Source organism: Streptomyces sp. NPDC006733 (genome assembly GCF_040636125.1).
GTDB lineage: Bacteria > Actinomycetota > Actinomycetes > Streptomycetales > Streptomycetaceae > Actinacidiphila.
In genome coordinates, this window is record NZ_JBEYJD010000077.1 from 1 (window position 1) to 24,471 (window position 24,471).

The window sequence follows — 24,471 nt, forward strand, 5'->3', positions numbered from 1 at the left end:
GCCGGGGCGAGGAAGTAGGGCGTGTGCCGCCCCGACCCGCCCACCCCGTCCGGTGGTGTCGTCAGCGCGCGAGGGCCTTCTCCAGCTCGGCCTTGCGCATGGACGAGCGACCCGCGATGCGGCGGCGCTGGGCCTCCGCGTACAGCTGGTCGAAGGTGCGGGTGCTCGGGCCGGTGCGCGAGCGCAGGCTGACGCGCCGTGCCGCGGGAGCGGCCGCAGTGCGCGCGGGGGTACGCGTGGACGCCTTCGCGGCGCGCTTCGGCGTGGCCGTGCGGACGGTGCGTGCCGTGCTCGCCTTGGCGGGACCGCGCTTGGGGGTGCTCTTCTTGACCTGCCCGCGCTGTACCCGCTTGGCACTGGACGTCTGCGGCATGTCTGCCTCCTGCTGTGATGTCTTCGATGCCGCCATGGTGGGTCCCAGGCGGTCCCGTTGATCGTCACGCCCCCGGAGGGGACGGGCATCCCGGGCGACGCCATTCGGGTAGCAACTCGGCGGCGGCGCCCGGTATCGGTCCCTCAGGGGCGGTCCCCGGTACCGCCTTCGGTCGGTGCGGACGTGTGCTGGCGGCCGCCGGGGCGCGGCGCGCCGCGGGAGTCCTCGATGCTGTCGCGGGCGGCCGCGGCGACGGCGTCGGCGGTGATGCCGAACTCCGTGTACAGCCGCTGGTAGTCGGCCGAGGCCCCGTAGTGCTCCAGGCTGACGATGCGGCCCGCGTCCCCGACGATCTCGCGCCAGCCCTGCCCGACGGCGGCCTCGACGCTCACCCGGGCGCGCACGGCGGGCGGCAGCACCTGGTCCTGGTAGCTCAGCGGCTGTTCGGCGAACCACTCGCGGCACGGCATGGACACCACGCGCACCGTCAGCCCGTCGGCGGCCAGCAGCTCCCGGGCGTCCAGGGCGATCGGCACCTCCGAACCCGTCGCCACCAGGATGACGTCCGGCACGGAGCCGGGGCCGCTGTCGGTGAGGACGTAGCCGCCGCGCGCGGCCTCGGAGGAAGCGGCGTACTCGCCGCTGTCGCGGTCCAGGACCGGCAGGTCCTGGCGGGTCAGCACCAGTCCGGTCGGCCGGTCGGTGTGCTCCAGGACGGCGCGCCAGCACGCGGTGGTCTCGTTGGCGTCCGCCGGGCGGACGACGTCGAGTCCGGGGATCGCGCGCAGCGCGGCGAGGTGCTCGACGGGCTGGTGGGTGGGGCCGTCCTCGCCCAGCCCGATGGAGTCGTGGGTCCACACGTAGACGGCGGGCAGCTTCATCAGCGCGGCCAGCCGGACGGCGGGGCGCATGTAGTCGGAGAACGTCAGGAAGGTGCCGCCGTAGGGCCGGGTCAGGCTCTGCAGGGCGATGCCGTTCAAGATCGCGCCCATGGCGTGCTCGCGGATCCCGAAGTGCAGCGTGCGCCCGTAGGGGCCGCCCTGGTACAGGGCCGTCTGCCGGTCGGTGGGCAGGAAGGAGGGCTCGCCCTCCATGGTGGTGTTGTTGCTCCCGGCCAGGTCCGCCGAACCGCCCCACAGCTCCGGCAGCACGTCGGCGAGCGCGCCCAGCACCTCACCGGAGGCCTTACGGGTGGCCATGCCCTTGGCGTCGGCGGGGAACACCGGCAGCGCGTCGTACCAGCCCTGCGGCAGCTCCCGCGTCTGGAGGCGGTCGAGCAGCGCGGCCTCCTTCGGGTGCTCCGCGCGCCAGGCCTCGTAGGAGGTCTGCCACTCGGCGTGCGCGGCCCGGCCGCGGTCGGCCACCTGCCGGGCGCGGGCCAGCACCTCGTCCTCGACGACGAAGTCGCGCCGGGGATCGAAGCCGAGCAGTTCCTTGGTGCCCGCGACCTCCTCGTCACCCAGCGCGGACCCGTGCGCCTTGCCGGTGTTGCGCTTGGTGGGGGCGGGCCAGCCGATGATGGTGCGCAGCACGATCAGCGAGGGGCGGCAGGTCTCCTGCCGGGCCTGCTCGACCGCGGTGAGCAGCGCGTCGACGTCCTCGACGTACGAGCCGGTGCGTGTCCAGTCGACGGTCTGCACATGCCAGCCGTAGGCGGCGTACCGGGCGGGGACGTCCTCGCTGAAGGAGACGTCGGTGTCGTCCTCGATGGAGATCTGGTTCGAGTCGTAGAACACCACCAGGTTGCCCAGCTCCTGGTGGCCGGCGAGGGAACTGGCCTCGGCGGTGACGCCCTCCATCATGTCGCCGTCCGAGGTGATCACGTACACGTGGTGGTCGAAGGGGCTGGCGCCCGGGGCGGCGGCCGGGTCCAGCAGGCCGCGCTCGCGGCGGGCGGCCATGGCCATGCCCACGGCGGAGGCCAGGCCCTGGCCCAGCGGTCCGGTGGTGATCTCCACCCCGCGGGTATGGCGGTACTCGGGGTGCCCGGGCGTCGCGGAGCCCCAGGTGCGGAGCGCCTGGAGATCTTCCAGTTCCAGGCCGTACCCGCTCAGGTACAGCTGGATGTACAGCGTCAGACTGGAGTGGCCGCAGGAGAGCACGAACCGGTCCCGGCCCAGCCATTGGTCGTCGGCCGGGTCGTGCCGCATGACCTGCTGGAAGAGCAGGTACGCCAGCGGCGCCAGGCTCATGGCGGTGCCGGGGTGGCCGTTGCCCACCTTCTGGACGGCGTCGGCGGCCAGCAGCCGGACGGTGTCCACCGCCCGCACGTCCACGTCGTCCCAGCCTGCCTGCCCGGCCACCGGCAGCGCCAGCCCCGGGTCGCGCCGCGCCGTCATCGGGGGTCGCGCCTGCTCCTGTGCGTCTGACATGCCGCTTCTCCTATGCGTCTCTCCGTGGCCGACGTGTCGGGGGCCGTCGTGCGGCACCGGATCACCAGTCTGGGCGGGCGTCGGGCACCGCGCGCGGCGAAGCCCCCCACGCCCCCGTCAGGGGCTCCTGTCCACTGCCGCCAGTTCCAGTCCTGCCGGCCGCCGACGGGCACCGCAGGGCCGTGGCGAGGACGTATCGCCGGTCGGCCGGTTTCCGCCCGGGCAATTGATCCAAGCCGCCTGCCGCACGGGTACCGACAGCTCTACTCTGGTCGGCACCATCGGAAACTTTTCTGGAGGTAACGGGGTGGAAGGGCGCAGACCGGCACGGGTCCGCAACGAGCTGCTGGCCGGGATAGCCGACGTGCTCCAGAACGCGGAGACCGTGCGCCAGCCGGGCGGCCGCGAGCTGTGGCTCTCCATGCTGGCGGAGGAACTGGCCCAGACCGTGGAGCCGTACACCGGCGAGGCGCTGCGCCCGTGGCTGCTGCGGCTGATCGAGCGGTGCGCCACCGTGCGCGACGGCCTGTCGTGCCTGGCGCGCTCGCTGGCCTACGTGGAGCAGAGCTCGACCACGGTCATGGCCATGTGGCGCATGGCCGACGAGTGGGAGGCGGTCGACTTCTTCGACGGCGCCGACCTGCGGCTGCTGCTGCCGGCGTTACAGAGCGTGGGACCGAGCGGGCTGGCGACGCTGGCCCGCCGGGCGAGCCGGTCGCGGGTCCAGGAGCTGCCACCCTGGTGCGATTCGGGATGGCACGTCTTCCTGCGGCTGGCAGGGTCCAACTCGGCGGAGGGCGAACTGCCGGCGAGCATGGCCTTCTTGACGCTGACCGCCGCCTGGCTGGTCGAGGAGGGCCAGCGCGACGCCGCCGAGCAACTGCGCCGCTGGAACGCGGGGCAGGCGCGCGTGTGGGGGCTGGAGAAGGAGATGGCGGAGTGGCAGACGGCCGGATTCACCCCCGCACCCCAGTCACTGGTCCCGGCCTATCTGATGATCCAGTTCGAGCCGGACGCCGGTGACTCGGAGAGCTACTACCTCTCGCACTGGCGCCAGTCCGACGCGGAGGGGTGGCATCCGGTCCCGGGCGAGACCGTGCACCTGCACCGGGACGACCTGCCCGCCGAGGTCGAGAAGCTCGTCGACGCCGCCGAGGAGATGTGGGCCGACCTGCGGCAACCGGTGATCCTGGAGTTCATCCTCCCCTGGGAGCTGCTCAACGAGCCCGTGGAGTGGTGGCACAAGGAATCCTCCTCCGCCTCCCCGACCCCGCTGGTCATGGACTACGCGGTGGCGGTGCGCAGCCTGGAACGGCTGCGCCGCGCCGCGTGGCACCGGCCCTGGCGCAAGAAGTGGGAGCAGCTCAAGGAACAGCCCGCGGAGAGCGAGGCGTACCGGCCTCGTCCGACCGGCGACCTCTCCTACTTCTTCCACCTGGAAAGGGAGTTGAAGGAGGACGAGCACGCGGTCTGCCTGGTGCTCAGCCAGCCGCCGGGCGGTGACGAGACCGGCCGCCAGGAGTTCCTGGCCGGCCTGCGGGCCGGGGTGCCCGCCATGATCTGGCACCGCGGCGACTGCGCCGACCCGCTGTTCCGGGAGGCGGTCAGCCAGCTCGTGCAGGACCGGGGGCTGGGCAGCCTCGCCGAACGGGCCGCGCAGTGGCGCAAAGAGGCGCTCGCTCTGGGGCCGGGGGCATGGGACGGCCACGTGGGGCGGCATCTGGCCATCCTTCTCGACGACCCCGAGCGCAAGCCCGGCCCGCCGGGACCCGAGCGCACGCCGGTTGAGTCCTGATCGACCTGTACCCGTGGAGTGGTGTGTACGACGGTCCGTGGGGCCAACCGACGAAGGAGGTCGTAATTTGGCCGATCTACAGCTTTTTCGCGCCGCAGGTGAGGGTTGGTTAAGGCTTTCGGGTCATCCTTCGCCGAGAGTGGCTTTGCGTCTTGCACCGTCGCCAGCACGCTGCGAGGCTTTGCACGTGGACGTCACGCGTGCCCGCAGACCGCGGGACTCCTCGGTCTCATTGCTGTCTTCCGGACGCAGTGAGAGCGCTTATGCGCAGTGACAACGACCAGGGCCCGCAAGCAGGCCCGTCGACACCCCTCCAGTCCCTCCGAGCCCTGAGCCGGCTCCGGGGGCCCGACGGCCAGGGCCGTCCCGAGGTACTGCTCGTCATCGACTCCTGCATCAGCATGAAGGTCTGGGACGAGACGATCGCCGCCGCGGCTGAGGAGCTCGCCGGCCTGGAGTCCCTGGGCGGCGTCGAAACGGTGCAGCTGCTGGGCACCGACGACACCCAGCCCGGCCGGATCGCGCTGGAGCGCCCCGAGACCCCCCTCGGCGGCAACCGGGTGGTGCTGGTGGTGACCAACGGGCTGGCCGCCGGCTGGCGCTCGGACGCCGTGCTGCCGCTGCTGCGGACCTGGGCCATGGCCGGCCCGCTCGCGGTGCTGCACCTGCTGCCCCAGCACCTGTGGTTCCGCACCGGCCTGGACGCGGCGCGGGTCACCCTCGCCGCGCCGCGCCCCTGGGTGCCCAACACCGGCCTGGTGTGCGCGTTACGCGAGACACCGCTGGAGGCGCTCGACGACGAGGCCGAGGCCGAACCGGCCGGCGTGCCCGTGCCCGTCCTGGAGGCGACCGAGCGGTGGATCTCCGCCTGGGTGGCGCTGATCGGCGGGCAGTCGGGGGACGGGCTGGAAATGTCCGCCGTCCAGGCCCGTGAGTGGAAGCGGCGCCCCGACGCCGCCCGCGCGGCGCCCTGGGCCGACCACGTCCCGGACCCGGGCAGCGCGGTGCCGGCCCGCGAGCGCGTCTCGGAGTTCCGGGCCGGGGCCTCGCCCGTCGCCTTCGAACTCGCCACCCGGCTGGCCGCCGCCCCGCTGACGTTTCCCGTGATGCGCTCGGTGCTGGCCGGGATGCCCGCGGCCGATCCGGTCCACCTCACCGAACTGCTGATGAGCGGCCTGGTGCGACCCAGCGGCAGGACCGGCGAGGGCAGCGCGGACGTCGCCTTCCTCTTCGGGCCCGAGATCCGCGAGGAGTTGCTCGCGCTGGGCCGCCGCAGCGACACCGCCCGCGTGCTGCACGACGTACGGTCCCTGCTGCGCGACGACCCGGAGCACGAGCGGCCACCGCTGCTGCCGTCCGCCTCCGAAGCGCTGGACAACCTGGCCATGCCGGCGGTGACCCACCGGAACATAGCGTTCCACCGGGTCGAGCTGACCGCCCTGCGCGCCCTGTCCGGCCGGTTCCTCCAGCGCGCGAAGGCGCTCGCGGGCGTGGTCAGCGGCTACGACCGCGCGAACGCCGTCAGCCTGGCCAAGAGGAACCGACGCCCGCCGGGCCGGCCGCCGGCCCCGTCCGCGCCCCAGCAGGCGCCCCACACTCCGCAACACGGCGACCCGGGAGGGCGCGCAACCATGACAGAAGGAACCTCGGTGCGGACCACCGTGCCGGAGCCCACCGCGGAAGGCGAGGGCACCCGCTCGACGCAGCCCCGCGTCTGGGGCAACATCCCGCCGCGCAACCCGAACTTCACCGGCCGGCTGGAACTGCTCGACCTCCTCTCCCAGAGGCTTCGCGAAGGCACGACCACGGTCCTGCCCGAGGCGATCCACGGCATGGGCGGCGTCGGCAAGACCCAGCTGGCCATCGAGTACGCCTATCGCCACCAGGCCGAGTACGACGTGGTGTGGTGGATCCCGGCGGAGCGCCCGGGCCAGATCGGCCAGGCCCTGGTGGAACTCGCCCAGCGGCTCGGTCTGGACACCACCAGGGAAGCCAACAGCGCGGGCCCCGCCGTGCGGGAGGCGCTGCGTGAGGGACGGCCGTACGCACGCTGGCTGCTGATCTTCGACAACGCGGAGAGTCCGGAGCGGGTGCGCCACTACTTCCCCACCGGCGGCAGCGGCACCATCCTCGTCACCTCCCGCAACCGCCGCTGGGGCCTGGTCGGCAGCTCCCTCGAAGTCGACGTCTTCACCCGCGAGGAGAGCAAGGAGCTGCTGCGCCGCTCCGGCCCGCCGCTGCGCGACGACGAGGCCGACCGGCTCGCCGACGCGCTGGGCGACCTGCCGCTCGCCCTGGAACAGGCCGCCGCCTGGCGTACCGAGACGGGCATGCCGGTCTCGGAGTACCTGCGGCTGTTCGGCGTCAAACGGGCCGAGCTGCTGGAAGTGTCGCCGCCGCCCGACTACCAGCTGCCGGTCGCCGCCGCCTGGAACGTCTCCCTGGACCACCTGGAGACCCGCAGTCCCGCCGCGCTGCGCCTGCTGCAGCTGTGCTCCTACTTCGCCCCGGACCCGATCTCCCGGTCCATCTTCGCCGGGCTGGGCAACAACAGCATCGATCCCGATCTGGACGCGGCGCTGAACGACCCGATGCGGCTGGCCCGTGCCATAAGGGAGATCAACCGGTACTCGCTCGCCCGGATCGACCACCGCACCAACTCGCTCGAGATGCACCGCCTGGTCCAGGCCGTGCTGATCAACCGGATGACCCCCGAGGAGCAGGACCGCATGCGCCGTGGCGCCCACACGCTTTTGGCCGCCGCCGACCCCAACGCCCCCAGGAACGCGGCCGACTGGCCCCGTTACGCCGAGCTGTACGGCCACGTCATCGCCTCCCGCGCGGTCGAGTCCGACCAGCCGTGGGTCCGGCAGCTGGTGATGAACATCTCCCAGTACCTGTACTACTGGGGTGACCACGACGTCGCCGTCGACTTCTCCGAGGAGGCCTGGAAGGTCTGGCAGGCCGTCTTCGGCGCGGAGGACCAGCAGTCCCGACTGATGGGCCGCTGGCTCGGCTACCTCTACGTGGTGACGGGCCGGCACCACGACGCGGCACAGCTCGTGGCGCAGCTCAAGGAGATCTTCCGCCGCACGGCGCCCGCGGACGGCGAGGACACCCGCGAGGACGCGCTGGACGCCCTCAACCTGGAAGCCGCCGTGCACCGGGTGCAGGGCGAGTTCGCGGCCGGTGTGCCGCTGGACGAGATGGCGTACGACCGGGCCCGGCGGACCTTCGGTGAGGACGATCCGACCACCCTCAACACCGCGCACAACCTCGGCGTGAGCCTGCGGCTCACCGGCGAGTTCCGCCGCGCCCTGGAGCTGGACCAGCACACCCAGAACCTGAAGATGCGGGTGTTCGGGCAGGACGACCAGCGCACGCTCATCACGCAGAACGGGTACGCGATCGACGTCCGCGAGAGCGGCGACTACATCCGCGCCCGCTCACTGCAGCAGAACGTTCTCGACGGGTACCGCAGCGTGCTGGGGCCGGGCAACCCGGCCACCCTCAAGGCGATGCGGCAGCTGAGTGAGGTCTGCCGCAAGGCGGGTGACCAGGCCGCGTCCCTGGAGTTCGCCCAGCAGGCCTTCGCACAGCTCACCCGCCGCTACGGCGACTCCCACCCGGAGTCGCTGGCCGCCGCGCTGGCCCTGTCGGTGGCGCTGCGCTGGAACGGTGACCTGGAAGCGGCCCGCGACCGGGGCTCCAAGGCGTGCGAGCGCTACCGCAGGATCTTCGACGGGCAGCACCCGCACGTGTTGTCGGCCGATGTCGGGCTCGCGGTCACCTTGCGGTTGCTGGGGCGCCTGGACGAGGCCCGGCGCCTGGACGAGGCGGCGCTGGCGTCGCTCACCGATCGGCTGGGAGCGGGCCACCCGACGGCGCTGGCCTGCGCCATCAACCTCGCCAGCGACCTGAGCGCGCTGGGCGAGGCGGACGCGGCACGCGACCTGGGGCAGCGGACCCTGGGGCTGTGCCGCACGAGCCTGGGGGAGGACCATCCGACGACGCTGGTCTGCGCCGGCAACCTCTCCCTCGACCTGATCGCCACCGGGGCAGCCGACGAGGGCGCCGCCCTGCGGGAGGACACCCTGGCGCGGATGACGCGCGTGCTGGACGCCCCGAAGCAGCGGTTCGGGCAGCCCGGCCCCCACCCGGCCACGGAGCAGGTACGCACCGGGGGACGGGCCAACTGCGACATCGACCCGCTGGCGCTCTAGGGAGTGCCGGCCGGGCCCGCGCCCAGCCACGCCGCCAGGCCCAGCGGGTCCGCGGGCCGGCCGGTGGCGGCCAGCAGGGCGCGCTGGACGGCGAGGGCCCGTTCGGGATGACGGCCCAGCAGGCGTGCGGCGCGGCGGTGGGTCGCGTCGCCGTCGCCGCTGTCCAGGGCGCAGCCCAGGCCGGCCCAGGCCGCGACGTGGCACGGGTCGGCCGCCAGTTGGGCGAGGTAGGCCCGAGCGGCGGCGGTGCGGTGGCCGCCGGCGAGGTGCGTGTCGCCCGGTACCGCTCCGGCGACGCGGGCCGGTGCGGGACCGCCCCGGTCGCCGAGGCGGTGGCGGGCGAGGGTGGCGACGCTGTCCAGCCGGCGTGCCGCGAGGTCCGGGACCAGCGCGGGTTCGGCGGCGAGCGCGGCCGGCGGGCGGTCGGCTCCACCGCGCCAGGCGCTGACCGCCGCGTCCACGGCAGGCGCGGCGGGACGCAGATGGTGGGCCCGCCAGCGGGCCCGGTGATTCGCTCCGGCGGCCCGCGCGAGTTCCGACAGCGCGGCCGGCACCGGCTCGTCGGACCAGGCGGCGCAGCGCCGGTCCAACAGGTCCAGGAAGCGCAGGCCCAGCGGCGTCAGCCGCTCGTGCCGGTGGACGGTGCGGAGCGTGTGTCCCACCTGTGCGCGCCACAGCGCGAACTCGAACTGCGCCAGGGCGGCGGTGTCGGGATCGTCCGCCCGCCGGTGGGCGTGCCAGAAGCGGGTCACCCCCGCGAAGGCGTAGATGCCCTGCAGCAGGCCTTCGAGCGGCCGGGGGTCGTCGCGCCAGGGTGCGTAGAACAGCTCGGCCTCCGCGTCGGGACCGGTCGTGCAGAGCGGTGCCAGGTGCAACAGCCCGCCCAGCTTGGTGTGCTGGAACTCGTGCACGAGTGTGACGGCGAGCTGCACCGCGTCGTCCGGCTCGGACGCGACGATCCCGCCGAACGCGTCGCCGACCGTCATGCTGTGTGGCCGAAACCTTTCTCCTGGCCGGGTCGGGGTGAGCGAGGTCAGGCCGCGGCGCAGCGCCGCAGCCGTCTGCGGCTCGTCCCGCAGCAGCACGGTCCAGGCCTGCGCCAGCAGCCGCCGCCAGTGCGACAGGGCCTGGTCGGACAGGCGGGACGGTTCGGTGGGCCGCGGATAGGCCCGATAGGGATCGAGGTCGTCCAGGGCCAGTTCGAGCCGCAGGCCGACGGGCCCCACGGTGACGCGGCGCAGCGCCTGCCACCCCGGCGCGTCGTCGCCGGGCTCCGCGGGCAGCGGGACGGCTCGCCGCGATCCCTCGACGCGCACCCGGCCGCCGGCGGCCCGCACCCGGGCGGCGGCCCAGGGCTCGTGATCCGCCCCCGGCAGGACCGCGCAGCCGAGTGTCGGCAGCGGGACGCTCCCGTGCCGCGCGGGAACCGCGACGTCGAAATCCAGTCCCGCCCGCACCCCCGCGGCGGCGGCCAGCGCGCCGAGGTGTCCGAGGACCGCCCACAAGGGCGCCTCATCGGGCGCCGTGCCCCGCAGCCGACGTAGCACGAGGGCCAGCCAGGTACCGGTCGGCGGATGCATCAGTACGGCGTCGACCGCGTCCGGCGCCCGCTTCTCCGCCCGGGTCAGCAGTTCCCAGGCGGAGCCGTCCGGGCCGAGCGGGCCTGCGGGCGGTCGATGACGTGCCAACGCGTCGGACAGGGCCCGCAGCAGCATCAGCCGCCGGCTGCGCTCGGCCGACCGCAGCCACTCCAGGGTGGCGGGGTCGCCGTCGCCCCGGGCGAGGGGGACCAGGTGCGCGGGCGGGACCTCGTGGCGGGGCAGCCGGCCCGGTGTCGCGGGGCGACCCGGATCAGCGTCCACCCGCGGTCCCTGCCGCGACCGGCCCGCCGGGGGTCTCAGGAGGAGTCCTCCGGATTGCTGACGCCGCTGGCGCTGACCTGGGGATGGTCGATCCGCTGCAGCAGGTCGGCCAGCGGTGCGGCCAGGACGGTGCCGTCCAGACAGAGCACTGCTTCAAGGGACACCCCCGCGAGATCGACAAGCTCGGACTCGACAGCGGCCATCGGCTCCATCGCGCACTGACCCCTTCCCCCGGCTCCGGATGCCGGCTGGCGCGCATCCTCCTCATAATGGCCCAGTGCGCGGGGACTGAAACCCGGCGCGTCAACGGTGGTTCGGTATTCAGTCAGCATGCCGCTCACTTCCGGTCAGGGTGCCGCCTCGCCAGCTCCGCCGCCTCCTGGTTCATCCGCCGCACGCCCTCGGAGTCGCCCTCGGTGATGCGGATCGCCTCCAGCAGCTGATCGAGGGTGCCGGGGTAGCGCAGGCAGGTGCGGACGATCCCGAACACGTCCACACGCAGGGCCGGGGCGCGCGGGCTGTGCACGGCGATCTCGGGACTGATCCCGTCGAGGAGCAGCGCCAGGCCGGTGGCGCTGCGCACGGACGGCAGGGCGGTCAACGCCGAGACCAGGCCGTCCAGTTCGCGCAGCGGAAGGGTGTCCGGCAGCGACAGGCTGATCGGCGCGGTGGCGGAACCCGTGGCCGGTGCGGCGGGCGCGACGAGTCCCGCGGGCGCGGGCAGGCCCGCGTGCCGGTGCAGGAGGTCCAGCTCCGCCGCGGTCAGCAGCGCGTGCCAGCGGTCGGTGCGGGTCGCGGAGAGCCGGCCGAGGCCGTCGGAGCGGTGGTGGGAGCTGACGAGGCCGATGAGGGTGCCGCCGTGCCAGACGGCGGCACCGGACATGCCCGCCCAGGGGGAGCGGTCCGGATCCGGATCGGCCCCGGGAGCGCCCACGGCCAGTTCGAGGGTGCCCTCGCGCCGGTTGGACAGCACGGAGATGGTGCCCGTGGCGTGGCAGGAGTCCCGGTACTGGGCGGGCGAGCCGTCGTCGAGGAACCGCATCCGGTCCTCGCGGAGCTTGAAGCGGGGAAAACCCATGGCACTGCACGGCAGGACCAGGTCGGCGTCGGGCACCAGCCCGTAGGACGGTGGCTCCACCGCCGGACCGGGCCGGAGCGGGCCGGCCAGCTCCAGCAGCGCGACGTCGGCGCTGTCCGCGGCCAGCAGGACCCGGGCCGAGGCGGTCCACTCGGTCCCGCGATCGGCGTCGAAGCGGACGCTGACGGTGGTGCCCGCACCGCCGCGGACGACGTGTGCGGCGGTCAGCACCCCGCGCTCGCCCACCCGGTAGCCCGACCCGCGCCGGCCCGGCCGTCCGGCGGGCAGGGCGACCAGCACCTCGGCGGCGCGTGCCGGGTCCAGCCCCTCGCTCATCGCTCACCTCCCGGGCAGGACACGGCGGTCAGCGTTCGCCGCCGGCCTCGTCGGCGACCCAGGGTCTGCGGCCCGTGCTGCTGAGCCGCGGGTCCAGGGTGAGCTTGATCCGGTGGGTGGCGGTGTCGGCGACCCGGCCCTCGGCCCCGGCCTCCGCGACCCAGAAACGGATCTTGGTCCCGGCCGTGCCCGAGCGTTCCAGGGACACGGCGGCCTCGAGTTCCACCGGGCCGAGTTCGAAGCGCAGTTCCTCGCCCTGCCCGGCCGCGACGGCCGTGGTGAGCTCCCGGCGCAACTGTTCGATCATTTCGGCTAGTTCGATCACGTTTGTCCCCTCCCCATGGTGCGGGCCGGCCACGCGGCCGCTACGCCGCTCCGGCGGCGCGCCCCGCCGCGCCCGGGCGGGACGGGGCCGGCGCGGACATTTGTGGAGCTGCCGGTAGGATAGGCCACCGTCCGAGGCCTTGGCTGGGGGAAGAGATGTCCGCGGCAGACTCGAGTGATCCACATATGCCCGTGCGGGGACATCTGTGCGGTGTCTACGGCGATGAACGGGAATGGGCGCATATGGCGACCGCATTCGTTCGGGAGGGTCTGGCGTTCGGGCAGCGCATCGCCTATTACACCGATACCCATTCGCGGCAGTCCGTCGTCGAGGTGCTGCGGGAGCACGGCGTGGACGTGGACGCGGCCATGGGCCGCGGCCAGCTCCTCGTCGAGGAGGCGGCCGCCTCGTACCTGCGGCGGTTGCCCTTCGACCCGGACGTGGTGCTGGCGGGGATGCGGGGCGCGTACGAGCAGGCGCTGGCGGAGGGTTTCCCGGGTCTGCGCATCGTCGGTGAGATGGACTGGTGCACGCGGGACGTCCCGGGCGCGGACCGGATCCTGGAGTACGAACTGCGCCTGGAGCGGGAGGTCTTCGCGGATCTCCCGCTGACGGGCCTGTGCTTCTTCGACGACGCGTCCGCGGCCGACGCGGCCTTGGTCGTCGCCGCCCACCGCCAGTTCGTGCCCCCGACCGGCGCGGGGCCGGCGGGCCTGGGGCTGACGGTCAACGTGGCACCCGACAGCCGTGACGTGCGGCTGCACGGGCACGCGGACCTCGACACCCGGTCCTCCTTCGCGGTGGTGCTGCGCAACGTCGCCCGGATGCCTGGTCCGGTCGTGCACCTGGACCTGGCGGCGCTGGACTTCCTGGACGTCGACGCCCTCGCACAGCTGGTCTCCACGACCGTGACCCTGCGGGAGACGGGTCGGCGCCTGGTGCTGCAGAGCCCGCCGGCGTCCCTGATCCGGGCGGCCGCGATGTTCCCCGACGAGTGCGATGTTCTGGAGATTGCCGCATGACGGACACCGCGACCACGTCGAGCACGCCGTCGGCCTCCGGCACGTTCGTCCATCCCGCCCTGTTCTACGCCACCCAGGACGAGTACGTGCGCCAGGTGGGGGGCTTCGTGCGCGCCGCGGTGGAAGCGGACGAACCCGCCTTCGTCGCGGTGCCCGGCGACAAGCTCGCACCGCTGCGCGACGTGCTGGGCGACGCGGCCAGGGAGGTCGAGTTCGCGGACATGACGGTCGTCGGCCGCAACCCCGGCAGGATCCTCTCCGCGCTGCAGGCCTTCGCCGACAAGAACCACGGGCGCGCCGCCCGCATCGTCGGCGAGCCGATCTGGCCCGCCCGCACCCCGGCCGAACTGCTGGAGGCCACCCGGCACGAGGCTCTGATCAACACCGCGTTCGCCCGGCGGCACGCCACGATCCTGTGTCCCTACTTCGTACCCGGCCTGCCGGACCACGTGGTCGCGGACGCCCGGCGTACCCATCCCACGCTCATCGTGGACGGCGACGACCGTCCCAGCGACGCCTACGTCGACGCCTCGGTGGTCTGCGGGGACTGCGACCAGCCGCTTCCCGCCCCGCCCGACCACAGCGTGACGGTGGAGTACACGATCGGGCAGCTCGCCGAGGTGCGCGACCTGGCGACCGACTGGGCGGCGGGCACGGCCCTGGACCGGGCCCGGGCCGGCGACCTGGTGCTGGCCGTCAGCGAAGCCACCACCAACTCGCTGCGTCACGGCGGCGGCAGCGGCACCCTGCGGCTGTGGACCGCCCCGGGCGGCAGCGCCGTCGTGGAGGTCCAGGACGCCGGGCACCTGCGCGATCCGCTCAAGGGCCGCAGCCGGCCCGCCCTCGCCTCCACCCACGGCGGCCGCGGTCTGTGGATGATCCACCACCTGTGCGACCTGGTCGAGATCCGGGCCGCCGCCACCGGCCTGACCCTGCGCCTGCACTTCACCCCCTGAGGCCCGTGCGCGCCCCGGCCCGTACCGCGACGGCGGCGGTCCGGATCGGGCCCGCGCCCATCAAGCGAGGAGCACCGCGGTGAGCCCGGAGATCGACGTTCTCGTCCTGGGCGGAGCGGGGGTCGACACGATCGTGTACGTCCCGCAGCTGCCGCTTCCCCTCGCCGACAGCCACCTGGTCCCGGCGATCACGACCCGGGCCGGACAGACCGGCGACTTCGTGGCGCTGGGAACGCACGCGCTGGGCCTGCGCACGCACCACCTCGACCTGATCGGCGCCGACCACGAGGGCGATCTGGTCCGGGCGTTCCACCGCGACCGGGGCATCGCGCTCACCGAGGCCGTGTCGGCCTCGGGTACCAAGCGCGCCGTCAACCTCGTCGACCCGGACGGGCGTAGGCTGTCGTTGTACGACGCCGCCCGCTCGCAGGAAACGGACCGCCTGCCCCCGCACGAGCTGGACGCCCTGGCCGCGGTGAGCCGCCACGTCCACGTCTCCATCACCCAGCCGTGCGCCCTCGCGCTGCCGGTGCTGCGCCGGGCGGGGGTGAGCATCTCCACCGACCTGCACGACTGGGACGGCGTCGCGCCCTACCACGAGGCATTCGCCCACGCGGCGGACGTGGTGTTCCTGTCGGCCACCGCGCTGGCGGACCCGCACCGGACCATGCGGCAGATCGCGGAGCGCGGACGGGCCCGGGCGGTGGTGGCCACCGCGGGGGCGGACGGGGCGTACCTGCTGGTCGACGGTGCGGTGACGCACGTTCCCGCGGCTGAGCCGCCCGGCCCGGTGGTCGACTCCAACGGGGCGGGCGACGCCTTCGCGGCGGCGTACCTCTACGGCCTGCTCAGCGGGCGGTCGCCCTGGCAGTCCTGCCGCTACGGCGCGGTCGCGGGCGCGTACGCCTGCACCGTGCCGGCCACGGTGACGCGGGCCATCACCCGCGCCGAACTCCTCGCCCATCCCGCCGCGCGGACGCCGGACCCCTCCGTTCCCGCTGCCGTCCCCGCCGATCGGCCCTGAGCCGCCGCACGGCCGCACGGACGCCGCAAGGGCGGCGGCTCGCAGGGCAGTGTCCCGGCCCCGGTGCCAGACTGCTGCCAGGAGGTGAGCGGTGTGGCAGGCACGGGCCCGAGGCCAGCGCTCGACGAGGTCCTGTGGGAGGAACTGCTCAACGACGTCCACACCTCGGCCGCCACGGACTTCCCGGCGCTGGTCGACCGGTGCGCGGTCGCGCTCGGGCTGGATCGGGTGGTGGTGTACCTGGCGGACCTGCAGCAGCGCTACCTGGTCCCGATCGGGGAGGACCGGACCGCGTTCGGAGTGGACTGCTCGCCGGCCGGCTGGGCCTACCGCACCTTGAGCCTGCGCGTGGAGGAGGCGCCGCCGGACGTGCTCACCGTGTGGCTGCCCCTCGTCGACGGGGCGGAGCGGCTGGGCGTCCTCGGTGTGCGCGGCGCGACGGTGGACAGCTCGTACCTGCGACGCTGCCGTATCGTCGCCTCCCTCCTGGCGACGGTGATCACCTCCACCCGCGCCTACAGCGACAGCCTGGTCCGGCACGTGCGCACGGAGCCGATGCAGCTGCCCGCGGAGATGCTGCGGGCGTTCCTGCCGCCCCGCACGATCGGCAACCCCCAGGTCATCTCGACCGCCGTCCTGGAACCGGCCTACCAGCTCGGCGGGGACGGGTTCGACCACTCGCTGACCCGCACCACGCTGCACGCCACGATCCTCGACGCCATGGGCCACGACCTCGCCTCGGGCCTGACCACCTCCGTGGCCCTGGCCGGATGCCGCAACGCGCGCCGTACGGGCTCGTCCCTGCAGGCGCTCGTCGAGACCGTCGACGACGCCCTGGCCACCTGGCTGCCCGACCAGTTCTGCACCGGCATCCTCGCGCAGCTGGACCTGGCGAGCGGAACGCTGCGCTGGGTCAACTGCGGCCATCCGCCGCCGCTGCTCATCCGCGACCAGCGCGTGCTCGAACACGCCCTGGAAGGCACGGCGCAACCTCCGATGGGCTACCCCGCGCAGTTCCTGAAGGAGCCGCGCACCGTGCACGAGCGGGTGCTGGAGCCGGGGGACCGAGTGCTGCTGTACACCGACGGGGTCACGGAGTCGCGCGTCGCGGACGGTGAACTGTTCGGCATGAAGCGCTTCACCGACTCCATCATCCGGGCGACGGCGGCGGGCGAGCTGCCCTCGGAGGCCCTGCGGCGGCTGATCCACGCGCTGCTCGACAACGAGAGGAGCCGGTTGAACGACGACGCGACCATCCTGCTGATCGAGTGGCGGCCGGCCCGGCCGGGACCGGCGTGAGGCCCACCGGAGGGTGACGTCCGCAGCGGGGCCGCGGCGGTGCGTTCCGCCCGGCCCCCCGCTCTCACTCGAACAGCGGCACGTCGGCCGGTGCGAGGTCGGAGCGCAGCCGCGCCCAGCGCACGGGGTGGCGCCAGCGGCCCGACGCGTCCAGCGCCACCTCGGCCGCCACCTCCGCCACGAGCTCCGGCTCCACCCACTCGACCTTCAGCTTCTCCTTGCTGCCCCAGGTGGTGGAGAAGGCCATCCCCGTCCAGGGGTGCCGCCCGACGGGCGGGGTGAGCCGCTCGGCCAGCGCCGCGGCGGCCTGTCGCGACAGCACGGCGCTGCGGCCGACGTACTGCAGGTCGCCCGCCGGGTCGAGGCGTCCCAGCAGCACGGTGACGGGCGCGGACAGTGACCCGCTGACGGCGCCGACCACCGCCTCGGTGGTGGCGCGCAGGCGGTACTTCTGCCAACCGCGCTCGCCGGGCCGGTAGCTCTGGGTGAGGCGCTTGAAGACCAGTCCTTCCATGCCCACCGCGGACCAGTCCAGCCACCGCGCCGCGACCTGCGGATCGGTCGTCGACGGACACAGGGTCAGCGACGGGCCCAACTCGTTCTCGGCGAAGAGGCGTTCCAGTGCCGCTCGGCGTTCGGCGTAGGGCCGGTCCAGCAGGTCGCTGCCGGCGCGGTGCAGCAGGTCGAACGCGACGAAGTGGGCCGGCCACCGGGTGGCGAACGCGGCCGTGGCGGCCTTCCTGCGGTTCAGCCGGCCCTGCAGCCGCTCGAAAGCCAGTCGCCCGTCCTCCCAGACGACCAGCTCGCCGTCGAGCACGACGTCCGCGGGCAGCGTGCCCGCAGCTTCGGCGATCTCCGGGAACGCCCAGGTCATGTCGATGCCGCGCCGTGACCGGATCACGATCCACCCCTCGGCGGAGCGGCCCAGCAGCGCCCGGTAGCCGTCCCACTTCGGTTCCGCCGCCATGTGCGCGGGCAAGCGGGGGCCGTTCACGGCGGCGGCGAGTATCGGCGCCGGAAGCGTCCAGTCCATGCCCGATGCCTACCACCGGTTCCGGCCGGTCAGCGGTGGCCTCGTTCGAATGGCCCCACGGCCGGCGGGCGGGGATCGCACGATCCGGCCGGCCGGACGGGGCGGCGCCCTCGCGAGGGCCGCTCCCGACGGCCTACTCGGGGTCCGCGGAGTTGCCCTGGGCGCGGGCGGGGGCGACGGCCGGGGTGAGCCCGGAGTCGATGACGTCGTGGGCGACCGTGCTCAGCAGGATCTGGTGCTGGCGGGCGTGCCGGCGCAGCGCCTCGAAGGCCTGGTTGAGCGTGATGTTGCTGCGCGCCGCGAGCAGGCCCTTGGCCTGTTCGATGACGATGCGGCTCTGCAGGGCGGTGTGCAGTTGCTCGTTGACGGTGTGCTGCTGGCGAATGGTGCGGGCCTGGATCAGCCCGATGGTGGCGGCGTCGGCGAGCGCCTGGGCGAGCGCGAGGTCGTCGGCGTTCAGCCGCTCCCCGGTGTGCAGCAGCAGGAGGCTGCCGATGACGTCCTGGCGCAGGCGCATCGGCAGGGCGGTGGCGAGGGTGTAGCCGGCCTGCTGGAGCAGCGGGGTGAACTGCGGCCAGCGGGTGGCCGCGTCGGCGGCATCGTGTGCGGTGACCAGTTGGGCGGTGTGGTGGGCGTCCACCGCCGGGCCCTCCTCGCAGGCGGCTTCCAGCGCGCGCTGCAGCGGCGGGGTGGGGTCGCAGGGCGCGGGGCTGTGCAGATGGGGGCCGGGGTGGGCCAGGAAGACCGCGGCGCTGGTGACGTCGAGGAGTTCCTGGCAGCGGACGGTCATCTGCTGCAGGAAGTCGATGACATCGAAATCCTCCACGAGGGTGTCAGCCAGTTCCACAAAGGTGCGGGCGATGTGCTGTTCCCTGCTCATAGGCGAGTGCTCCTTGTCGCTCCGCGCGGGGCGTGGCCGGCGCGGGTGACCTGGTTACTGGGTGTCATGCGGTAGTTCCTGCTCGATGATGGCGTGGGCGGCGGCCGCCAGGGTCATGCCGGAGGCGTAGGCGCGGGCGCGCAGCCGGGCCAGGGCTTCGGCCAGCGGGACCCCGAGCCGCACGGCGAGGACCCCGGTGGCCTGGTGCACCTCCGCCCGGTGCAGTTCCACCGCCCCCGCGTGCCCGGCGCCGTTGCAGGACTCGGTGCTGGACGGCCAGCGGTTGAGTACGTGCTGGGCCAGCGCGTCGGCGACCAGCCAGCCCTGCGCGGACTGCTCCGTGCTGAGCGGGCCCGCCGTGCGCCGGTAGCCGGTCATCGTGCCGACCCGCACGGCGCCGACGTGCACCGGCCAGACGAACAGGGCCGCCACGCCCAACTCCTCGGCCTCGGCGGTGTACTGCGGCCACTGCTGGGCCAGCAGCCGTCCGAGATCGGGCACTTCGCGGACCGCGGCCTCGTCCTGGTGGAGCAGCCCGGGGCCCTGGCCGAGGACGAACTGAAGATCCTCCAGACGCGCGCTGGTCGTGTCGCTGAACCACACCAGTTCCTGCCCGAGGGAGATGGCGATCCCGCCCAGACCCAGGGCCTGCGCGCAGGCCACCGCCCACACCCGGCGCTCTTCCTCGGTCGCTGCCGCGTAGAGAACGTCCAGGAGTTCCTTCACCGTGGAGCCCATATCCACGCACGCTTTCCTCGTCGGTGCTGCCCGGGTGCGGCGCGGCGGGCGCCGGCTGCGGTTTCCAGGGTAGTAGCGGCCGCACCGGGCGACAGCCGGTCAGCCGGACTGCCCCATTCCCCGTTCGGGGGAACCGCAGTCCGTGCTTTCGTTTGCGGCGCCGGCCGGTGCCTGCGGGGGTGGTCTGCCGCTGGTAGGAGTGTGTTCTGCCCTTGTTCTGCCGGGGCCCGCGGACGCCGGTCAGCCGGTACTTCTTGAGGTGACGCCGCAGAACCGCGGTCCGCTGCAGGAAGGTTCGCCCGATGCCCACCGATGCCCGCGATGTTCCACGGCGCCCGCGCGCGGGCCGCCGACCGGGGGAGCGGGGGCGCCCGGACCCCTTCGCCGTCGTGGACGGCTGGCGGGTCGCGAGCGCCGCGAACGCGGGGAGCGGGGCGGGCGGCGTCCAGTCATCCGGCGGGCAGGCCGTGGAGCGCACCGGCCTGCCCGCCGGGCCAACCCCGTTCGGTGACGCGGCCCGGCTCACCGCCCGGCAGTTGCAGGTGCTGCATCTGCTCGCCGCGGGGCTGCGCAACGTGGAGATCGCCGCGCGGCTCTCCTTGTCGGTGCGCACCGTGGAGCACCACGTCGCCGCCGTCCTCGGCAAACTCCGGGTCCGCTCGCGGCACGACGCGGCCCCGGCCGCCCGCCGGCTGGGGATCGTGCGTCCCCCCGCGGGGCGGCGGGACGCTGCGGACTAGGCGGCGGATGCCGGTCCGCCGGGGACCGGCTCGGCGCGCGGGTTCTCCTGCGGGGGCTGTCGCGCCGCGTCGTGCGCCGCGGTGGTCACGACCGAGCGATGACGATGAAGACGGGGGTCCCATCGGTGAGGCAGTCGAACGACTTCTTGGAGCGGCCGGCCCCGGTGCCGCCGGGAGACGGCGGGCGGGGCGTGCTGCAGGGCGCCTTCGGGCTGTTGGAGGCGGTGGACCGGGCCGGGGAGGCCCGGCTGACCCAGCTGGCGACGCAGAGCGGGCTGCCCAAGTCGACCACGTACCGGCTGCTGGAGCAGCTGGTCGAACTGGGCGCTGTCCAGCGCAGCGGCACCGGCTACCGCATGGGCCCGGAGATGTTCCGGCTCGGGCAGGAGTGGCAGCCGCATCCCGGCCTGCGGGCCGCGGCGGACGAGCCGGTGCGCCGGCTGGCGGCGGCCACCGGTACGACGGTGGGGATCAGCGTGCTGTGCAACGGGGAGACCCTGGTCGTGCTCTGGGCTCCCGGCGGGGACCGGGCGCTGCCCCCGCCCCGCCGGGGCACCCCCCTGCCGTGGTTCACCGCGGCGGGCAAGGTCCTGGTGGCGGGGGCGCACCCGGCCCTCCCCCTCGACCCGCTGCCCGCGGCCTGGCGCCGGGAGGCGGAGCTGATCCGGGACCGCGGCGTCGCGTTCGACCGGGAGCAGGTGACCGCGGGGGTGTGCTGTGTGGCGGTGCCCCTGTACAGCACGGGCGGTGTCCCGGTGGCGTCGCTGTGCGTCCTGACCGATCCCGCCCACCACCTGGAGCAGCTCGCCGATGCCGTCCGCGTCGCCGGCCGGGCGATCAGTGCCGGCCTGCGCGGCCAGTGAGTGCCGGTACCGTCCGGCCCGCCGCTCAGCGAGCGGTGGGCCGGTGGTCCCAGTCGAGGCGCAGGACGGCGACGTCGTCGAAGTGGCGGCCGGCGTTGAGCTCGTGGGTCTCCTTGATGAGGAGGTCGACGTGGGCGGCCGGGTCGGACGGTGGCAGGCGGTCGATCAGCGTGAGCAGCCCTTCGACGCCGAGCCGCTCACCCGTGGTGCCGTTGTGCCCCTCGATGAGGCCGTCGGTGTAGACGGTCAGGGCGCCGCTCGCCGGGAGCGGGACGACCGTGGCCGGCCAGCTGCCCGGGCCCGGGAGCAGGCCGGCGGCGATGCCCAGCGCGATGCCGTGGTCGGCGGTCAGTTCCCGGGTGCCCTCGGGGGTGGTGAGCAGAGGTTCGTGGTGGCCGGCGAGGTGCAGGGTGGCGGTGGCGGCGTGCTGGTCGAGGGTGAGCAGCGTGCAGGTGGCGAACAGGGGACGGGTGCCGCGTTCCGCGAGCAGGATGCGTTCCATCAGGTGCAGCAGGTCCGTGCCGCGGTGTCCGCCGAGCACCAGGGAGCGCCAGGCGATGCGCAGGCACACGCCCAGTGCGGCGGCGTCCGGGCCGTGGCCGCTGACGTCGCCGACGACGGCGTGCACCAGCCCGTCGTCGCCCTCCACCACGTCGAGGAAGTCCCCGCCGAGCAGGGTCATCGCGCCGCCGGGCAGGTACCGGGAGGTCACCGTCACCGTGGAGGAGTCGAGGATCGGCTGGGGCAGCAGCCCCCGCTCCAGGCGGGCGTTCTCCTCCGCCCGCAGCCGGGTCGCCTGGGCCTGGCTGCTGGCGCGTTCGGTCTGGCTGCGGTAGACGGCGTAGCGCACCGCACGGTGCAGCAGGTCCGCCTCCACCTTGCCCTTGACGAGGTAGTCCTGGGCGCCGGCCGCCATGGCGTCGGTGCCTGCCTGGGCTTCGGACAGCCCGGTCAGGACGATCACCGCGGTGTGCGGGGCCAGCGCGCGCACAGCGGTGACGGCGGCGGTGCCCGCCACGTCGGGCAGGTGCAGGTCCAGCAGGACGCAGTCGATGGGCTGGGCGGCCAGGGCGGTGCGGGCACCGCTCAGCGTGGTGCTGGTGGTCAGCTCGAAGCGCAGCGCCGTGTCGTGCAGCAGTTCCTCCACGAGCAGGGCGTCGCCCGCATCGTCCTCGATCAGCAGGATGCGGTAGACCGGCTCGTGGGGGACCGCGTCGAGGGGGTCGGCCAGGGGCGCGGTCATTGTTCCTGCTCCGCCTCGGCGGGGACGGCCGGGCCGGGAACGTGCGGAGGCTGAGGCGCCAGGGTGAAGGTGATGCGGGTGCCGTCGCGGTAGTCCGGGTCGACGGTGATCGTGCCGCCGTGGAATTCGACGATCTTCTTGCACATCGCCAGGCCGATGCCGCTGCCGGTGTAGGTGTCCTTGGTGTGCAGCCGCTGGAAGATCACGAAGACCTTGTCGGCGTACTCCGGGGCGATGCCGATGCCGTTGTCGGTGACGGAGAACCGCCACAGTTCGCCCTCCTGGGCCGCCGTGACGTGGATCTTCGGCGTCTCGCCGGGGCGGTGGAACTTGACGGCGTTGCCGATCAGGTTCTGGAAGAGCATCCCCATCTGCGTGGAGTCGGCGACCAGCGTCGGCAGCGGGTCGTGGGTGATCACCGCCCCGGTCTCCTCGATGCCGACGCTCAGCGTGGACAGCGTCTGCTCGACCACCCGGTCCAGGCGGATGCTGTGGTGGGTGTTGTGGAGCCGGCCGACGCGGGAGAAGGCGAGCAGGTCGTTGATGAGGGTCTGCATGCGGTTGGCCGCGTCGACCGCGAAGTCGATGTACTGGTCCGCCCGGGCGTCGAGCTGCCCTCCGTAGCGCCGCCGGAGCAGCTGGGTGAAGCTGGAGATCTTGCGCAGCGGCTCCTGGAGGTCGTGGGAGGCCACGTAGGCGAACTGCTCCAGCTCGACGTTGGACCGCTGCAGGTCCGCGGCCTGGGCGTCCAGCCGCTGCCGGGCCTCCTCGGCGAAGGCCAGCTCGCGCACCAGGCGCCGCCGCATGGAGTCGATCTCGCCGCTCAGGCGGCGCAGGTCCGCGGGTCCTGTCGGGGTGATGGGGTGCTCGAAGTCGCCGCCGGTGATGGTGCGGGCGTCGGCGCTGAGCCGCTCCAGCGGCAGATTGATGCCGCGGCGCAGGCCTTCGAAGACCAGGGCCGCCAGGGCGACGATGAGGAGCGCGATGGCGCTGAACACCCAGTTCCGCAGGCCCGTGGTGGCCCGCAGGTCGTCCCGTACCCGGTCGCGTTCCGCGCGCAGCCGCTCCTGCTGGTGGCTCAGCGCGGCCCGCACCTGGTCGAAGGCGGCCTTGCCCTCCGCTGCCCGCTCGGTGGCCAGGGGTGAGGGCGCGCCGGACGGTGCGGCGGCGATCGGCCGGGCGAACCTGGCCTGCCACGTCTCCACGGTGGTGCGCACGGTCTGCAGGTCGGCCAGGGCACCCCGGTCGTCCTGGAGCAGCTGCGTGAGGCGGGTGATGTCCGCCGACTGCACGGCGACGCCGTGCCGGTAGGGGTCCAGGAAGTCCGACGCGCCGGTGAGCCCGTACCCGCGGATGCCGGTCTCCTGGTTGAGCACGGCCGCTTCGAGCCCGATCGCGGTCGACAGCGCGGGCGAGCGCTTGTCCACGAGGTCGTTGCTGATCGCCTCGTTGCGCCCCAGGATCCAGGCGCCCGTCACCCCGAGCAGCGTCAGCAACGCCAGGGACGCGGACACCCCGACACGCAGCCACCGATGGGTGGTCCAGGTGGCGAGCCCCCGCTCACGCGGTTGCTCCTGGTCGCCGGTCATCGTGTGGCACTCCTCGCTGTGGGGGCCGCCTCGATCGGATGCGGCCAGCACACTCTAAGGGGGTCCCGACAGCGTTTGTTGTCGTGGGCTGCTCCAGGGGCCTAAAGTGCCGGGTATGCCAGGCAAGAACTTCGTATTGCGGACCACTCCGCAAGAAACAGGCGAGTTCGCGGACGCGGCCGTCGGTGACCTTGCCCAACGCCTGGCCCGCCGACTGCTGCAGTCGCCGGCGCCTTCCGCGCCGGACGACCGGGCACAGGCGCTGGCACTGCTCCACGTACTGGACCAGCTCCAGCAGGCCGCCGAACGGCTCCAGCGGGACGCGGCCGTGGACGCCGCCCGCGCGGGGGCCGGGTACCCGCAGATCGGCGACGCCTGCGGTATGACCCGCCAGGGCGCCCGCCGCCGCTGGCCGGGGCTCTTCCACCATTCGCACGACAAACCCACGGAGCATCCGCTGATGACCACCCCCGCCCGCGCCTTCGACGTCCTGCTCGTCGAGGACGACGTCGCCGACGCCATGCTCATCGAGGAAGCCCTCTCCGAGCGCGGCGCCCGCAACCTGGTCCAGGTCACCGACGGCATCGCGGCCCTGGAGTACCTGCGTGCACCCGACAGCGTGCGTCCGGACCTGATCGTGCTGGACCTGAACATGCCCCGCATGAACGGCCGCGACCTGCTGAAGGTCCTGAAGAACGACGAGGACCTGCAGACCATCCC

20 protein-coding genes are annotated in these 24,471 nt (G+C 73.6%); 9 read left to right on the forward strand and 11 right to left on the reverse strand.

The window, feature by feature from the left end:
- Nucleotides 1-61: 61 nt before the first annotated feature.
- Nucleotides 62-373, reverse strand: a complete 312-nt coding sequence (locus tag ABZ721_RS38340) for a plasmid stabilization protein (protein ID WP_358793455.1) — start codon at nucleotides 371-373, stop codon at nucleotides 62-64.
- A 143-nt stretch (nucleotides 374-516) separates the two neighbouring features.
- Nucleotides 517-2,745 (reverse strand): transketolase, encoded by a 2,229-nt coding sequence (tkt, locus tag ABZ721_RS38345; RefSeq protein ID WP_358793456.1) that lies wholly within the window; start codon nucleotides 2,743-2,745, stop codon nucleotides 517-519.
- A 307-nt stretch (nucleotides 2,746-3,052) separates the two neighbouring features.
- Between tkt and ABZ721_RS38350 the strand changes: the two genes are divergently transcribed.
- Entirely contained in the window at nucleotides 3,053-4,540 is a 1,488-nt protein-coding gene (locus ABZ721_RS38350; protein ID WP_358793457.1) for a hypothetical protein, read from the forward strand.
- Nucleotides 4,541-4,803: 263 nt separating this feature from the next.
- Nucleotides 4,804-8,763, forward strand: coding sequence for an FxSxx-COOH system tetratricopeptide repeat protein (gene fxsT / locus ABZ721_RS38355; RefSeq protein WP_358793458.1), 3,960 nt, complete (start codon nucleotides 4,804-4,806; stop codon nucleotides 8,761-8,763).
- Here the strand turns inward: fxsT and ABZ721_RS38360 are convergent.
- The 4 genes from ABZ721_RS38360 to ABZ721_RS38375 form a co-directional block, all read right to left on the reverse strand.
- Entirely contained in the window at nucleotides 8,760-10,625 is a 1,866-nt protein-coding gene (locus ABZ721_RS38360) for an HEXXH motif domain-containing protein (protein WP_358793459.1), read from the reverse strand. The genes fxsT and ABZ721_RS38360 overlap by 4 nt on opposite strands.
- Before the next feature lie 35 nt (nucleotides 10,626-10,660).
- Nucleotides 10,661-10,789, reverse strand: a complete 129-nt coding sequence (locus ABZ721_RS38365) for a hypothetical protein (RefSeq protein ID WP_358793460.1) — start codon at nucleotides 10,787-10,789, stop codon at nucleotides 10,661-10,663.
- Between the two features lie 173 nt (nucleotides 10,790-10,962).
- Nucleotides 10,963-12,039: a trypsin-like peptidase domain-containing protein gene (locus tag ABZ721_RS38370; RefSeq protein WP_358793461.1), complete on the reverse strand. Its 1,077-nt coding sequence runs from the start codon at nucleotides 12,037-12,039 to the stop codon at nucleotides 10,963-10,965.
- 28 nt (nucleotides 12,040-12,067) lie between these two features.
- Nucleotides 12,068-12,364, reverse strand: a complete 297-nt coding sequence (locus tag ABZ721_RS38375) for a trypco2 family protein (protein ID WP_358793462.1) — start codon at nucleotides 12,362-12,364, stop codon at nucleotides 12,068-12,070.
- 185 nt (nucleotides 12,365-12,549) lie between these two features.
- On the opposite strand from ABZ721_RS38375, the gene ABZ721_RS38380 reads away from it, so the two are divergent.
- The 4 genes from ABZ721_RS38380 (at nucleotide 12,550) to ABZ721_RS38395 (ending at nucleotide 16,665) form a co-directional block, all read left to right on the forward strand.
- Nucleotides 12,550-13,386, forward strand: a complete 837-nt coding sequence (locus ABZ721_RS38380; protein WP_358793463.1) for an MEDS domain-containing protein — start codon at nucleotides 12,550-12,552, stop codon at nucleotides 13,384-13,386.
- Nucleotides 13,383-14,342 carry a sensor histidine kinase gene (locus tag ABZ721_RS38385; RefSeq protein WP_358793464.1) on the forward strand — a complete coding sequence of 320 codons (960 nt, stop codon included), beginning with the start codon at nucleotides 13,383-13,385 and terminating at the stop codon, nucleotides 14,340-14,342. Before ABZ721_RS38380 ends, ABZ721_RS38385 begins: the two co-directional genes overlap by 4 nt.
- Nucleotides 14,343-14,421: 79 nt before the next feature.
- On the forward strand, nucleotides 14,422-15,366 hold the full coding sequence (locus ABZ721_RS38390) for an adenosine kinase (RefSeq protein WP_358793465.1): 945 nt from the start codon (nucleotides 14,422-14,424) through the stop codon (nucleotides 15,364-15,366).
- A gap of 144 nt (nucleotides 15,367-15,510) precedes the next feature.
- Nucleotides 15,511-16,665 (forward strand): SpoIIE family protein phosphatase, encoded by a 1,155-nt coding sequence (locus ABZ721_RS38395; RefSeq protein WP_358793473.1) that lies wholly within the window; start codon nucleotides 15,511-15,513, stop codon nucleotides 16,663-16,665.
- A gap of 64 nt (nucleotides 16,666-16,729) precedes the next feature.
- Here ABZ721_RS38395 and ABZ721_RS38400 read toward each other — a convergent pair whose 3' ends face one another.
- From ABZ721_RS38400 to ABZ721_RS38410, 3 genes are all read right to left on the reverse strand, one after another.
- Nucleotides 16,730-17,698: an ATP-dependent DNA ligase gene (locus ABZ721_RS38400; protein WP_358793466.1), complete on the reverse strand. Its 969-nt coding sequence runs from the start codon at nucleotides 17,696-17,698 to the stop codon at nucleotides 16,730-16,732.
- 133 nt (nucleotides 17,699-17,831) lie between these two features.
- Nucleotides 17,832-18,578 (reverse strand): ANTAR domain-containing protein, encoded by a 747-nt coding sequence (locus tag ABZ721_RS38405; protein ID WP_358793467.1) that lies wholly within the window; start codon nucleotides 18,576-18,578, stop codon nucleotides 17,832-17,834.
- 54 nt (nucleotides 18,579-18,632) lie between these two features.
- Nucleotides 18,633-19,316: an ANTAR domain-containing protein gene (locus tag ABZ721_RS38410; RefSeq protein ID WP_358793474.1), complete on the reverse strand. Its 684-nt coding sequence runs from the start codon at nucleotides 19,314-19,316 to the stop codon at nucleotides 18,633-18,635.
- Between the two features lie 302 nt (nucleotides 19,317-19,618).
- Between ABZ721_RS38410 and ABZ721_RS38415 the strand changes: the two genes are divergently transcribed.
- Both ABZ721_RS38415 and ABZ721_RS38420 read left to right on the forward strand, forming a co-directional pair.
- On the forward strand, nucleotides 19,619-20,056 hold the full coding sequence (locus ABZ721_RS38415; protein ID WP_358793468.1) for a LuxR C-terminal-related transcriptional regulator: 438 nt from the start codon (nucleotides 19,619-19,621) through the stop codon (nucleotides 20,054-20,056).
- 125 nt (nucleotides 20,057-20,181) lie between these two features.
- Nucleotides 20,182-20,919, forward strand: coding sequence for an IclR family transcriptional regulator (locus tag ABZ721_RS38420; RefSeq protein ID WP_358793469.1), 738 nt, complete (start codon nucleotides 20,182-20,184; stop codon nucleotides 20,917-20,919).
- A 25-nt stretch (nucleotides 20,920-20,944) separates the two neighbouring features.
- Here the strand turns inward: ABZ721_RS38420 and ABZ721_RS38425 are convergent, their stop codons facing one another.
- Nucleotides 20,945-22,162, reverse strand: a complete 1,218-nt coding sequence (locus ABZ721_RS38425) for a SpoIIE family protein phosphatase (protein WP_358793470.1) — start codon at nucleotides 22,160-22,162, stop codon at nucleotides 20,945-20,947.
- The gene (locus tag ABZ721_RS38430; RefSeq protein ID WP_358793471.1) at nucleotides 22,159-23,751 is read right to left on the reverse strand and encodes an ATP-binding protein; all 1,593 of its coding nucleotides are present in this window, start codon (nucleotides 23,749-23,751) and stop codon (nucleotides 22,159-22,161) included. Before ABZ721_RS38430 ends, ABZ721_RS38425 begins: the two co-directional genes overlap by 4 nt.
- Nucleotides 23,752-23,866: 115 nt before the next feature.
- Between ABZ721_RS38430 and ABZ721_RS38435 the strand changes: the two genes are divergently transcribed.
- The coding region (locus ABZ721_RS38435) for a response regulator (RefSeq protein WP_358793472.1) at nucleotides 23,867-24,471 on the forward strand (605 nt) is incomplete at its 3' end.